11 protein-coding genes are annotated in these 13505 nt (G+C 54.3%); 5 read left to right on the top strand and 6 right to left on the bottom strand.

From position 1 onward, the window contains the following. Positions 1 to 2: 2 nt before the first annotated feature. The 3 genes from G491_RS29625 to G491_RS0106025 are packed head-to-tail and all read right to left on the bottom strand — an operon-like array spanning position 3 to position 2436. Entirely contained in the window at positions 3 to 1139 is a 1137-nt protein-coding gene (locus tag G491_RS29625) for a PSP1 domain-containing protein (RefSeq protein WP_084511342.1), read from the bottom strand. Beyond that, the gene (holB, locus tag G491_RS0106020) at positions 1140 to 2132 is read right to left on the bottom strand and encodes a DNA polymerase III subunit delta' (protein WP_012609174.1); all 993 of its coding nucleotides are present in this window, start codon (positions 2130 to 2132) and stop codon (positions 1140 to 1142) included. A 28-nt stretch (positions 2133 to 2160) separates the two neighbouring features. After that, the gene (locus G491_RS0106025) at positions 2161 to 2436 is read right to left on the bottom strand and encodes an HU family DNA-binding protein (RefSeq protein WP_012609173.1); all 276 of its coding nucleotides are present in this window, start codon (positions 2434 to 2436) and stop codon (positions 2161 to 2163) included. A gap of 329 nt (positions 2437 to 2765) precedes the next feature. Between G491_RS0106025 and G491_RS0106030 the strand changes: the two genes are divergently transcribed. The 4 genes from G491_RS0106030 to G491_RS35335 all read left to right on the top strand — a co-directional run bounded on the left by G491_RS0106030 (position 2766) and on the right by G491_RS35335 (position 6647). Then, positions 2766 to 3791, top strand: coding sequence for a TRAP transporter substrate-binding protein (locus G491_RS0106030; RefSeq protein ID WP_028313928.1), 1026 nt, complete (start codon positions 2766 to 2768; stop codon positions 3789 to 3791). Between the two features lie 266 nt (positions 3792 to 4057). Beyond that, positions 4058 to 4822: a GntR family transcriptional regulator gene (locus G491_RS0106035; RefSeq protein WP_028313929.1), complete on the top strand. Its 765-nt coding sequence runs from the start codon at positions 4058 to 4060 to the stop codon at positions 4820 to 4822. Further along, positions 4816 to 5547: a cobalamin B12-binding domain-containing protein gene (locus G491_RS0106040; protein ID WP_051327063.1), complete on the top strand. Its 732-nt coding sequence runs from the start codon at positions 4816 to 4818 to the stop codon at positions 5545 to 5547. The genes G491_RS0106035 and G491_RS0106040 overlap by 7 nt, the downstream gene beginning before the upstream one ends. A gap of 599 nt (positions 5548 to 6146) precedes the next feature. After that, positions 6147 to 6647: a 2Fe-2S iron-sulfur cluster binding domain-containing protein gene (locus G491_RS35335; protein WP_157468011.1), complete on the top strand. Its 501-nt coding sequence runs from the start codon at positions 6147 to 6149 to the stop codon at positions 6645 to 6647. Positions 6648 to 7042: 395 nt separating this feature from the next. Here the strand turns inward: G491_RS35335 and G491_RS0106055 are convergent, their stop codons facing one another. After that, positions 7043 to 7378 carry a hypothetical protein gene (locus G491_RS0106055; protein ID WP_012609169.1) on the bottom strand — a complete coding sequence of 112 codons (336 nt, stop codon included), beginning with the start codon at positions 7376 to 7378 and terminating at the stop codon, positions 7043 to 7045. Between the two features lie 229 nt (positions 7379 to 7607). Here G491_RS0106055 and G491_RS0106060 point away from each other — a divergent pair, with 229 nt between their 5' ends. Beyond that, a complete protein-coding gene (locus G491_RS0106060) occupies positions 7608 to 8630 on the top strand; it encodes a VUT family protein (protein WP_028313933.1) in 1023 nt (340 codons plus the stop codon). Positions 8631 to 8697: 67 nt separating this feature from the next. Here G491_RS0106060 and carB read toward each other — a convergent pair whose 3' ends face one another. Both carB and G491_RS0106070 read right to left on the bottom strand, forming a co-directional pair. Beyond that, positions 8698 to 11898, bottom strand: a complete 3201-nt coding sequence (gene carB, locus G491_RS0106065; RefSeq protein WP_028313934.1) for a carbamoyl-phosphate synthase large subunit — start codon at positions 11896 to 11898, stop codon at positions 8698 to 8700. Positions 11899 to 11950: 52 nt separating this feature from the next. Next, complete coding sequence (locus G491_RS0106070; RefSeq protein WP_028313935.1) at positions 11951 to 13351, bottom strand: amidophosphoribosyltransferase; 1401 nt, start codon at positions 13349 to 13351, stop codon at positions 11951 to 11953. Positions 13352 to 13505 lie beyond the last annotated feature (154 nt).

The following is a 13505-nucleotide window of genomic DNA, read 5'->3' on the forward strand; positions in this document are numbered from 1 at the left end:
GTTTAAGAATCGCCTCCGGTGTTATTTTTCGGGGCCGGCTGGTCAGCATTCGCCGTATTCTTTTTGTCCGGGTTTTGCCTGTTTCGTTTTTTATTTCTTGGACGCCGGGGCTTCCCTTTGCCTTGCTTTTGATTGGGATTTCCCTGCTTTTGCTTCGGTTTGTCCTCTTTAGACTGATCCTGGTCCTGATTTCCTTTGGTCTGCCTGGGCTTTTTCTTTCTCCGAGGCCTTCTTTTCTTTTCAGGCCTGTCCGGCCTTTGGTCCGCCTGAGCATCTTCGGCCATGGACGGCCTTTGATCATTTTCCTCAGGCGCGGGAGCGGCGATTTTGGGGGCAGGCTCGTCAGGCGGAGCGCAATGATCGGCGGGCAGTTCGATTTCGGCCCCCTCTTCCAGGCGCACGGACACCAGCCCTTTCAACAGATTATGGCGAATCACCTTGCCTTTGCCGGAAGGCGTATTGACCCTTTTGCCCAGTTTGGGAAAGCCGTCCTTGAGCTCTTTATAGATTTCGTGCTCAAAGGTCAGACAGCACATGAGCCGCCCGCACAATCCGGAAATCTTTGTGGGATTGAGGGACAGGTTCTGGACCTTGGCCATTTTGACGGAAACTGGAACAAAGCCGCTCATAAACGAGGTGCAGCAGGTTTCCCTGCCGCATCGGCCCAATCCTCCGCACATTTTAGCCTGATGCCGAACCCCGATCTGACGCAGTTCAATGCGCACCCTAAAATGGCGCACAAGCGTCTTGACCAATTCCCTGAAATCCACACGCCCATCAGCCGTAAAAAAGAAAGTCAGCTTGGAGGAATCAAAGGAGGCGTCCACGGAAAAGAGGTTCATTTCCAATTTAAGCTCGCCGATGGCCTTTTCGCAATAATCAAAGGCGTCCTTTTCCAGCAAAAGAACGGACTCGTACTGGTCCAGGTCCTCCTGAGTGGCGATCCGGTGAATTTTCTTTAAGGGCAGCTTGAGCATTTCCTCCGAAACCTGGCGGGCTGTTGTCGCCACGGTTCCGAAGCCCAGACCCTGCTCGGTCTCCACCACCACTTTGTCGCCCTTGGCTAGGACGTATACGCCAGGGTCAAAATCATAGGTTTTACCCTGGGGTTTGAATCTAATCCCGACTACCTTACCCATCTATCCTCCTGACGACAAACGCATGCACAGGTTTTCCATGGAAAGCCTGGTGTTTACGTTTCTTGTCAGATCATTTTCACAATCCGCGACGGCCTGGAGCTTTTCCAGCAGAACTTCCGGGGCGGTTTTAGCGCTCCGGCTGTTCACCAGGCCCATGAGATCCCTGTTAATCACCCGCTGAGGCGCGTACCGGCTGACCAAAAGGTCCCGCAGCCAGGTGCGAATCCAATTCAAGTCTTCCTGGGCGGCGTTTTTGTCCTTGGCCAGAAACTCCGCCAAAAGCAAGGCCTGTCCCATGCCCTGGTCCTCCAGGGCGCAAAGCTGATTGACAAGCCAATTCCTGCGGGCCAGCCCCTGGTCCGAGGCCAGAGCCCGGGCTTTATCCAGACTGCCCGAGGCTATAAAAGCGCAGGCATGGGCCAGATCCGGGTCGACTCCGTCATTTTCCAGGCTTTCAATAAGAAAGGAAACCGGCAAAGGAGAGAAGCGGATTTCCTGACACCTGGAAACCACGGTGGGGAGCAACTCCGATTTTTGCCCGGCCAGCAGAACAAAGCAAGTGGTGTCCGACGGCTCCTCCAAGGCTTTTAGCAGGGCGTTGGAGGACGAAGCGGTCATGTCGCCGGCGCCCGAAATCAAAACAACCCGGGTCTTCCCCTCGGAAGGCCGCATGGCCAAAACGGATAGAAGATCCCGGATTTGTTCGATTTTTATAGACGCGCCTCGTTTTTCAACAAAAAGAACGTCCGGATGATTGCCGGAAAGAATCTTGCGGCAGGAGCCGCAGACCCCGCAGGGCCCCTGGCTTCCAAACATGGCGCTTTCCGGGTCGGGAGTTCCCTCGCAATTGCGCGCCATGGCAAAGTGCACAGCCGCCTGCCTTTTGCCCAGTCCCGCGTCGCCGGTAAAAACCAGGGCATGGGCGACATTGTTCTTTGCCAGGATTCCCGACAAAAAACCCAAAGCCCGTTTTTGATGCCGAACCGGATCCATTTGCAGGGCGCTGCCTAAATGCTTCTGATCAATAATCCACCCGCTCTTTGAGTTCTTTGCCGCACTTGAAGAACGGGAGCTTTTTGGGACTTATCTTTACGGGCTCTCCAGTCTTGGGGTTCCGACCGGTGTAGCTTTTGTACTCTTTGACGAAAAAGCTGCAAAGCCCCCGGATTTCCACCCGCTCGCCTTCTGCGAGAGCGTCAGCCATGGAATCAAAGAATATCTGAACGATTTTGGCGGCATCGGTTTTGGATATGCCAGCCCTGTTTTTCAACGTGGACACCAGTTCCAGCTTGTTCATATCGCCTCCTGGAAAATCATCTTGCGCAAGGAATTTCGCCCCGTTCATAAGCCAGCGCCGTTCTTTCAAGGCAGGGGGCCGCCTCTATGGCCGGCGCCCGCCGCGGGGCTAATTAGCTTAACAATTCTTAATGCTTAATTTCAAATGGCCAAAAAGTCAAGCCATGGAAAAACCAAAGATTAAAATTACGGAAACCATTCTCTCACACCTTGCTATCTGTGTAAAGCAAAGCATGGTTTTTTATTGACAATTCTTGCAGCAGCGGGTACGAAAAGGACGATTTATCAACGTCCGGTAAAGGACAGCACTGGAAGGAGGGGTCTAAGAGTATGTTGAAGAAAGCTGTTTTATTGTGCGTGTTTTCGGCCTTGATTGCGGCGGCGTTCGTCCCCGGGGCGAATGCTGAGGAGCAACAGACTTATTGGAAGTTCGCCACCCTGGCGCCCGACGGAGTGGGTTGGGCGAAACAAATCAAAATCCATGTGCTGCCAGCCGTGGAAGAGGTGACCGACGGCTCCATCAAAATCAAGATATATTGGGGCGGCGTCATGGGCGATGATGAAGACATCATCAAAAAATTGCGCATCGGCCAGTTGGACGGGGTCGGCCTGTCCGGTCAGGGCGTAACCCTGGCCTGCAAGCCCATGTCCGTTGTGGAACTGCCCTTTTTGTTCCGGTCCTGGGAGGAAGTGGACTATATTAAGGAAAAAATGCGCGCCCAGTTCGATCAACTGCTCGCAGACGACGGATACATGGCCCTGGCCTGGAACGACCAGGATTTCGATCAGATGTATTCCACCAAGTCCCCTCTGGCCAACTTGGACGACTTCCGCGCAGCCAAGTTCATCACCTGGTACGGTCCGGTTGAAGAAGCTCTGCTGACCAACCTGGGCGCCTATCCGGTCAAGGTGAACGTCCCGGAAGCCGCCACATCCGTGCGTCAGGGCATCGTGGACGCCGCCATCGCCCCCGCCGCCTTTGTGGTGGGCAGCCAATTATACGCCAAGATTCCTTATGTGAATCCCATTAAGGTGCGTTACTCCCCGTCGCTGATCCTCCTGTCCATGGACGTGTGGGAGGACCTGCCCGACGAGTATAAAGAGGAATTTTTCAAACGCCGTCCCGATGTGGAGAAAAAGTATTGCGAAGCCGTTCGCAAGGACAATGAAAAATCCCTGGCGGCCCTGATCAAATACGGCCTGAAGGAAACCAAGATGACGGAAGAAGACTTCGCCATCGTCCGGGAGAGGGCGACAGCCATCTGGGACGAACTGGCCGGCGAGGAATACCCCGAAGAGGTCCTGGAAGAAGTCAAAGGGCACTTGGCGGACTATCGCAAGGCCCATTCCGGATAGACCAGTTTGTATAAGCGGATTAATAGGCCGGGCTTGCGGCGCTCCTTTTTGGCGCCGAGCCCGGCTTTTTTATCTCCTGTCGCCCTTGCGGGAGTACGCAGGATATTGGTTTAAGCTAACCAAGTCTGCGTTAACGCAATTCATCATAAAATACAATTACCTAATAATATTAGAAAACACAATTGACAACCTTTATCGGCGGCGGAATTTCATTTCCATACTTTTCCATGGACAAGGAATCTTATGATGTTATATAGGCAACCATTATGCCAAGGAACCAACGCAAAGAAGCCTTTGACCTAAAAGGCAGCATAGACAGAAATTCATACGAACCCGCCTACGTTCAACTGATGAATCTTTTAAAAAGCCAGATAGCCTCGGGCCAGTTTCCTCCGGGAAGCCGCCTGCCCTCAGAGGCGCAGCTTTGTAAAAAGTACAACATCAGCCCCATGACCGTCCGCAGGTCCATCAACCTGCTCATTGACCAGGGCATGGTGGATACGACCCAGGGCAAGGGCACCTTTGTTAAGCCCATCGCCTTAAGCTCGGTTAATTTCTCCCTGACGGAGTTTGTGGACATCCTGAAAGAGGACGGAGCCAGCGTGCGCTTGCTGGAGTTAAACGCCGTGAAAGCCTCATCGGAAGCGGCGGCTCATCTGGCCATCGATCCCGGAGACAGGATTATTTACATCCGCAGGCTGATCTATCTGGATAAAGACCCTGTTTTGTATCATCAGGAGCAGCTGGTGTGCGACCCCAAAAGGCCCATTGTGGAGGATGAAATGGAGGTCACCTCTTTAAAAGGGCTGTTCACCGGCTTGAATCAAAGCGGCTTGAAAAAAGGCCAGGTCGCCATCAACGCAACCCAGCTCAGCGATCAGGAAGCCGGATGGTTTAGGTTGCCCATGGGGTCGCCGGCCATCCGCCTGGAGCATTTATTTTTTGATTTTGCAGACCAGCCCGTAAGCTGGGGTTGGTTTGTCTGTCATAGCGAACGCGTCCTGTTCAGGGCGGCCGTAGGGCCGTGGTAACAGCAAAGGACGAGCGCCCGCCCCAAAGGCCGGAACAGCCCGGCGCAGCAACGATTCTCAACGAGGTCCAAACCATGCCGAACAACATTTTTAGCCAGCCCCTTCCCGAACTGGTCACCGCCCTGAAAGAGAAAGAGGTCCACGATCAAGTGCTCGCCCGTCTGGAGCGAGGGGACGATCCCATGGAGATTCTCAATGAATGCCAAAGGGGCATGGAGGGCGTGGGCCTTTTATACGAAAAAAAGGAGTACTTCATCTCGGGACTCATCATCGCCGCCGAGATACTCAAGGACGTGGTCAACCTCACGGCCCCGCACATCCGGGAAATCCATTCGGGAAAAAGCGCCGTGACCGTGCTGATCGGCACGGCCCAGGGCGACATCCACGACCTGGGCAAAGACCTGTTCATCACCCTGCTCCAATGCTACGGGTTCCACATCATTGATTTGGGCGTGGACGTTGCGCCCCAGACCTTCCTGGAAAGTTTTATTGAACATAAACCGCAAATCGTCGGAATTTCCGCCCTGTTGACCAGCGTGATCGACGCCATGAAGGAAACCATCGCTCTGATTCGATCCGAAGTCCCGCAAGGCGCCTCCGTACCCCTCTTTATAATAGGAGGCGGCATCGCGGACCAAATTTTCGCCGACATGGTGGGGGCGGATTTTTGGACCCAGGACGCCATGGCCGGGGTTCGGTTTTGCCAGGACGCCGTGAAGGCATGATTTTTATTCTTTTGGATCTCCGAAAATGAAAAATCCGGTTTAAAAACCCTCGATTTCGCCTTTCAACGCCGAGATTATCTAAATTTAACCATTTGATATAGCAATAGAAACAAAAAAAATTGAGGCGGCGAAATTTTTTCTTTGACAAACTTCCCTATAGAACTATATATTTAGACCGCTTTGGACAAGGAAGAAGCCGAAAGGCCCTTCCAGGGCTCTCAGCCAGGATGGAAAAGCCGACAGGTTTTAAAACCATGAAACAACCGTCGCTCCATCTGAACAAGATGCAGCCAATACGCGCTGCCCAAGCTCTTTAAAAAGAAGACGCCAATTTTGCATTGCGGCGGAAACCAAATGCCATGCCGTCCTCCAAGCTGCAACCGGATGGTTCCGAAAATAAAACGTCGTGTATCCCCTAAGCGTACGTCCTACTTAACCAACCTGCCGCACATGCAAAACCACCGGCTCCCTTTTTCCGGCGTGAGGCCTTTCAGGCCCTCTTCCGCCAAGATCTCGCCGGAAAAAGGGGAGTCCGGAATTTTTAATATGCAGGTGAAAACGGCCGGCCTTTTTTTGGGAATCCTGAAAAAAGCCGGCCTATGAATAATTTTAAAACGGACAGGTCCGACAGAGTCATGAACCAAATAGCCTCCGAATGCCAAATAGAAATCCAGCCCATGGGGTTGCGAGCCTACGCCTTTTACGGCGCCGGTTTGCATGAATTTCTGGTTGATGCCGGAGTCGCCCTGGCGTCTGACTGCGAGAGCGGGTCTTGCGGGCTTTGCAAGGTCGTGGACTTGGGCGCCGGAGTCAGTATGATGCTGGGATCATTGCAGTACAGGCTCCGGGCTGGTCGCATCGCCTCCTCCGCTATACACTTGAACATAAAGAAGCATCCGGGCTTTAACCGGCGTTTCGCTTTGTCCCTGCGTTTTCCACCCCCCCAAAGCCACGGGGCGTTGTCAGTAAACGCGGGTTCAAGCCCGGCGCTTCCTTATGCTTTTGGAAACTCGGCAGCGCACGGCCTCAACTATCTGCAAGACCATAATCAAGCTGCTTGCAAACTATATCGAGGCCGGAATAAAGCGTTTGCAGAATAAAAATTTTGCGCACCCGCGAAAAACGCCAATTTCAATCGGCGCGCAAAAGGCCCGGCCCGCAGTTAGCCGGGCGGTATTGGTTCTTGCATTGTCAGCAGGACTAGATACAAGGCCGTAAGGAACATAACAGGCAAAAAACGAAAGAACGCCCCCCCCTCTTTCGTCAACAATTTTGACCTGCCGTTGTTTTACATGGCCGAAGCATGAACTTTTCGCTCAGGGCCCCCAAACCCTGCCCCCAACAGCGAAAAGTCTGATCTCCTCTCTCCATCCAGGACGCCCATCCCCGTTTTCGGGGATGGGCGATCCCCTTTTTGGCTTACAAAAAAATGGGCGGGAAGCCCAAGGCCGCCGCGCCCATTTAAAATGTCTCGTTCCCTTAAAACCAATGGGAACTATCCGATTATGCGAATCATGCTTTCGTGGGGAATATACGCCTTGTGCGGCAAGCCCGCTTCCTTGGCGATATGCTCCGGGACGATCATCCCGGAATCGAACTGAGCGTGGCGCGAGAATCCCCGCCCGTCAAACATGACTTTCATGCCCGGCGCCGAGTCTTTCAGGGGCGCAAAGGCTGTCGCCCCCCGGTATTTATCCCGGATTGCGCCGTAGCCCAGTTTTTCGGCTTTGCTTGCCAAATCCACTTCCAGCAAATAGGTGGAATCCTGGCTGATAGCGGACTCATACTCCTTGCCTATGCTCTTGATGACTTCCTGCAATTCGTTTTTCATGGAATTTTCCTCCCCGCCCTTTACCCTGTCTAGGAACAGACAGGGCGCATAAAGGTTAAAATCCCGGCCAGGGTATATAAATAATAATCATTATCGATTAAATAACAAGGAGGTTTTGAAAAGCAAGCAACGAAGCAAAAAAGGCGCCCTTTCGACGGCTTGCTATTCGGCATAGTCATTGCAATAAAAAGATACTTGGCCGTTGGTTTTTAGAAGAAAGCAGAGATTAATGGGAAACGAAGTGCTTATATTAATTGCGGAAGCCATGGCGGTGTATTTTCTGGTTCTATGGGCGCACTCCCTGCGCCACCGATTCGGACCGGTGCATTTTTACGCTATCATCGGAGGGATAACCGCAATCATGTCCTGGGTTACGGACGCGGGGCTGAGCGTTCAGTTTGGAGGAGTCACCTTTGTTATTGGGTCCACGGTGTTTTATACCTCGTTGCTGTTGGGAGTTTTTGTCGTCTACGTTTTTGACGGCCCCCGCGCTACGCGCATAGCCATTTCCACGGTGGCCGGGGTTTCCATCCTGGTCCCGATGATCGCCGTGGCCTTGCACATCCAAATGGCTTTGATCGGCAAGCCCAACCTGGCCTATATTCCCCTGCCCAGTTTAAGGATAAACACGGCCTCGGTCATAACCACCTTGATTGACCTGATTTTCTTGGGCATTGCCTGGGAGTATCTTGGACGCCCCGGATTGGGGCTGAAACTCTGGCTCCGGGCGTACGCCACCCTGCTGGCTGTCATGTGGCTGGACGTCATCCTGTTTTCCACAGGCGCCTTTGCCGGAACGCCCCATTACCGCGGAATCCTTGAAGGCACGTTAATCAGCAGGTTCATTATTTCCCTGTTCGCCCTGCCGTTTTTATACGGATACCTGTATTGGCAAAACCAAAAAAAAGGCCTGGCCATTGAAAACCGGCCGGTCCTGGCCATTCTTAAACAGGTTGCGGAAATCGAGGTGGAGTTGGGCGCGGCCCAGCAGGAAATTGAAAGAAGAAAAATAGCCGAGGCGGAAAGGGACAAGTTGATCGCGGAGTTGCAGCAGGCCCTTTCCGAAGTGAAAACCCTCCGGGGCTTTTTGCCCATCTGCTCGCACTGCAAGAGCATCCGGGACGACCAGGGATACTGGAATCGCCTGGAGGCCTATCTTTTGGAGCATTCCGACATCGAACTGAGCCACGGCGTTTGCCCGGAATGCGCGAAAAAATTCTATCCAAACGTCAAAATGTACGAAGACGAGTAACGGCCAAGGGGAAATTTACAACGAGGGAAGGGCGGGAAGTCCCCCCTTCCCTCGTTTATGCAAAAGATCAGCTAATATCCTGGTGGTATTGCTGGAGAGGCTTGACCTCCGCTTGATCCTCAATGTGGGCCGCAATGCCCCTGACCGCTGCGATGGCCGCCGCCGTGGTGGTGATGTACGGCGTCTTGAATTTAATGGCGGTCTTTCGAATATAGGAATCGTCGTACTGGCTCAGCCGGTTGCTCGGGGTGTTGATCACTAACTGGATTTCGCCGTTCTTTATGGCGTCTGCGATATTGGGCCGCCCCTCGTGCATTTTGTTGATCAGCTTGGCTTCCAGGCCGTTTTCCTGAAAATAACTGCACGTGCCTTTGGTGGCCCAAATGCCGAATCCCATGCTTTTCAGCCTTTTTGCAGCTTCAAGAGCTTCGGATTTGTTATCGTCCGTGACGGTTAAAAGGACGTTTCCCGACGTTGGAAGGGCCGTTCCCGTAGATTCCTGGGCTTTGTAAAAGGCCCTGCCAAAAGAATCGGCGATGCCCAGCACCTCGCCTGTGGAACGCATTTCCGGCCCCAGGACCGGATCCACCTCCGGAAACATGTTAAAAGGAAAGACCGACTCCTTAACCCCAAAATGGGGCACGGTCTTTTCCGTCAGATTCAGGTCCGAAATCTTTTGCCCCAGCATAAGGCGGGTGGCCAGCCTGGCCATGGAGACGTTGCACACCTTGGAGACGATGGGCACGGTCCGCGAAGCCCTGGGATTGGCCTCCAGGACGTAAACCCTGTCCTCGCAAATGGCGTATTGGATGTTCATGAGCCCCACCACATTCAGAGCCTTGGCGATCTTTTTTGTGTACTCCTTGATGGTCTCCAAATGCTTGGCCGGAATGCTGATGGGAGGAATTACGCAAGCCGAATCGCCGGAATGTATGCCGGCCAGCTCGATATGCTCCATGACGGCCGGCACGAAAACGTCCACGCCGTCGGACAGAGCGTCCGCCTCCGCCTCGATGGCGTGGGGCAGGAACTTGTCAATGAGGATAGGCCGTTCGGGTGTGACGCCCACGGCCTTGCCGACGTAGTGTTTGAGCATTTCCTCATCGTGCACCACTTCCATGCCGCGGCCGCCCAATACATAGGAAGGCCGAACCATGAGGGGATAGCCGATTTTCGCGGCGACCTGAAGTGCATCGTCCAGGTTGCTCGCCATGCCGGCCTCGGGCATGGGTATGTTCAACTCGGCCATCATGGAGGCGAAGCGGTCCCTGTCTTCGGCAAGGTCAATGGATTCCGGCTGGGTCCCCAAAATGGGAACGCCCGCCTTTGCCAGCTCTCCGGCGATATTCAACGGAGTTTGGCCTCCGAATTGAACGATAAGGCCTTCGGGTTTTTCCTTCTCGTAAATGGACAGCACGTCTTCCAAGGTCAAAGGCTCGAAATACAGGCGGTCGGCCGTATCGTAATCCGTGGAAACGGTTTCCGGATTGCAGTTGACCATGATGGACGACAGGCCTTCGTCCCGCAATGCAAAGGCCGCATGGACGCAGCAATAGTCGAACTCGATGCCCTGGCCGATGCGGTTTGGGCCGCCGCCCAGGACCATGATTTTCCGGCCGGGCGCCGAGTCCACCTTGTCCGGGGCGTTGTAGGTGGAAAAATAATAGGCCGCGTCTTCCACGCCCGAGACGGGCACCGGCTCCCAGGCTTCGGCCAAACCCAGCCCAAGCCGTTTTTCGCGGATTGCCGCCTCGTCAAGCCCAAGCAACTGGGCCAGGTACCTGTCTGCAAAGCCGTCTTTCTTGGCCTGCAAAAACAGTTCGTCCGGCAGGCTCTGGCCTTTGTACTTGAGAATTTCCTCCTCCAGATCCACCAGTTCCTTCATCTGCTCGATAAACCAGGCCTTGATAAAGGTCTTTTTATGCAGATCCTCCACGGAAGCGCCTTTGCGCAAAGCCTCGTACATGATGAACTGACGCTCCGACGTGGGCTGAGCCAGCATATCCATGAGCTTTTCCAGGGAGGCGTCGTGGAAACCCTTGGCGAACCCCAGGCCGTAGCGCCCGGTTTCCAGGGAGCGGATCGCCTTTAGCAGGGCCTCCTTGTAATTTTTTCCGATGGACATGACCTCGCCTACGGCCCGCATCTGGGTGCCCAGCTGATCCTGGGCGTCGGGAAATTTTTCAAAGCCCCAGCGGGCGAATTTCACCACCACGTAATCCCCGGAAGGCGTGTATTTTTCCAAAGTTCCGTCGCGCCAGTAGGGAATCTCGTCCAAGGTCAGGCCGGCGGCCAGGAGGCTTGAAACATAGGCGATGGGGAAGCCCGTGGCCTTGGATGCCAGGGCCGAACTGCGGGAGGTCCGGGGGTTGATTTCAATGACCACCACCCGGCCGGTTTCGGGATCGTGGGCGAACTGCACGTTGGTTCCGCCGATGACCTCGATGGCCTCCACGATGTCGTAGGAGTATTTCTGCAAACGGTCCTGGAGCTCCTGGGATATGGTGAGCATAGGCGCGGTGCAGTAGGAGTCGCCCGTATGCACGCCCATGGCGTCCACGTTTTCAATAAAGCAGACCGTGATGCGCTGATTCTTGGCGTCGCGCACCACTTCCAGCTCCAACTCCTCCCAGCCCAGGACGGACTCTTCAATGAGCACCTGGCCCACCCGGCTGGCGGACAACCCGCGGGAGGCGATGACGTCCAGCTCCTCCCGGTTAAAAACCATGCCTCCGCCGGTGCCGCCCATGGTGTAGGCGGGCCGGACCACCACGGGAAAGCCCAACTCGGCGGCCGCCTTTTGCGCGTCCTCCACGGTGGTGACCACGGTGTTCTTGGGCATTTCAATGCCCAACTTATTCATGGTGGCCTTAAATTCGTCCCGGTCCTCGCCCCGTTTGATGGCGCTTTCCTGCACGCCGATAATCTTTACGCCGTATTTTTTCAGGACGCCTTGCTGAGCCAGTTCGGACGAAAGATTCAGGCCCGACTGCCCGCCCAGGTTGGGCAGAAGTGCGTCCGGACGCTCTTTTTCTATGATGCGGGTCAGGCTTTCCACGTTCAACGGCTCAATGTAGGTGGCGTCCGCCATTCCCGGGTCCGTCATGATGGTGGCCGGGTTGGAATTGACCAGAACGATTTCGTATCCCACCTGCCGCAGGGCTTTGCAGGCCTGAGTTCCTGAATAGTCGAATTCACAGGCCTGGCCGATGATAATGGGGCCTGATCCGATAATGAGAACCTTGTTTACGTCATCCCGTTTGGGCATACGAGCCTCCCTTTTTCTTTGAGTTAGTATATTTGAATTTTAAATGGCATTCTTAAAAATAACTGGAGCCGTCCCAGCAATGGGTGCAAAGACGGGATTTAGGCAGGCCGATGGCCTCCACCAGATCCTCGAGCCTTTGGTATTTGAGGGAGTTCAGGCCGATCTCCCCGCCGATCCATTCATTGAGGGCCTGCTTTTTTCCCCTGCCGGAGACGGCGTAGTCATGGACCTTGTCCAGCCCTCCGTCCATGGCCATGACCGCCCTTCTTCCAATAAGATCCATGGAGGACTGGGACGTGGAGAAATTGAGAAAATCGCAGGGAAAAATAAGGCAGGGGCAGGCCAGGCGCATATGCACCTCTCGGGCGCCGGCCTTGAAGATGCCCTGGATGGTCCCTTTAAGCTGGGTTCCCCGCACCACGGAATCGTCGCAAAACAAGGGGGCTTTCCCTTCGATGAGTTCGGCGACCGGGATGAGCTTCATCTGAGCCACCAGATCCCTGACCTTCTGATTTTGAGGCATAAAAGAGCGGGGCCATGTGGGGGTGTATTTGACAAAAGGCCTTTGGTAGGGGATGCGTTTTTCATTGGCGTAGCCCAGGGCGTGGCCGATGCCTGAGTCGGGTATGCCGGCCGCGTAATCGGGCCTTACATCGTCGTTTTTAGCCAAGGCGGCGCCGCACTTGTATCGCACGGCCTCTACGTTGATGTTTTCATAGGATGACGCGGGATATCCGTAATACACCCATAAAAAGGAGCAAACCTGCATCTTGTCCCCGGGCGGCAGTTTTTGCTCCCAGCCTTCCGGGTCGATAAACACGGCCTCTCCAGGCCCTATGAAATAATCCAGCTCAAAGCCCAGGTTCGGAAAGGAGCTGCTTTCCGAGGCCACTGCATAGGCGCCGGCTTTCTTTCCGATTACCAGGGGCGTGCGCCCCAGCTTGTCCCTGGCCGCCCACAATCCCTGGGGCGTCAGAAGCAGGATGGAGCAAGAGCCTTGCACGGAGGCCTGGACGTTCCGGATTCCCGCCTCAAAACTGTCTTCCTGACAGATCAGCATGGCCACCAATTCCGTGGGGCTGGCGCCGCCGATCTTTGACTCCGTGAAAAAATTGCGCGAGGCAAAGGCCTGCTCAATCAACTGCTCCATGTTGACAACGCGGCCTACGGTGACGATGGCGAAAGGGCCCAAATGGGAATTGACTACCAGAGGCTGGGGATCGTTGTCCGAAATCACTCCAATGCCTTTGTTTCCGGAGAACTTGTCCAGATTCGGCTCAAACTTGGAGCGGAAGTAATCGCTTTCAATATTGTGAATGGAGCGGTGCACGTCCGCGCCGTCCATAAAAGCCATACCGCCCCGTCGCGTCCCCAAGTGGGAATGATAATCCGTTCCGTAAAACACTTCGCTTACGCATTCATCTTTTGAACAGCAGCCGAACAACCCTCCCATAAAACCTTCCCCCTGCTTACGATCTCAGTTATGTAGTAGAAATGAAATATTACGGTTAATATTTGATTTTGCTAATATAGAATTTGCGAACAAATGGCAAGAGAAGATCCCAAACAAACGCCCGGACGCCATTTCCCCGATCCATGAAAAATCA

The organism is Desulfatibacillum aliphaticivorans DSM 15576 (assembly GCF_000429905.1).
In the GTDB taxonomy this organism is placed as follows: Bacteria; Desulfobacterota; Desulfobacteria; order Desulfobacterales; family Desulfatibacillaceae; genus Desulfatibacillum; species Desulfatibacillum aliphaticivorans.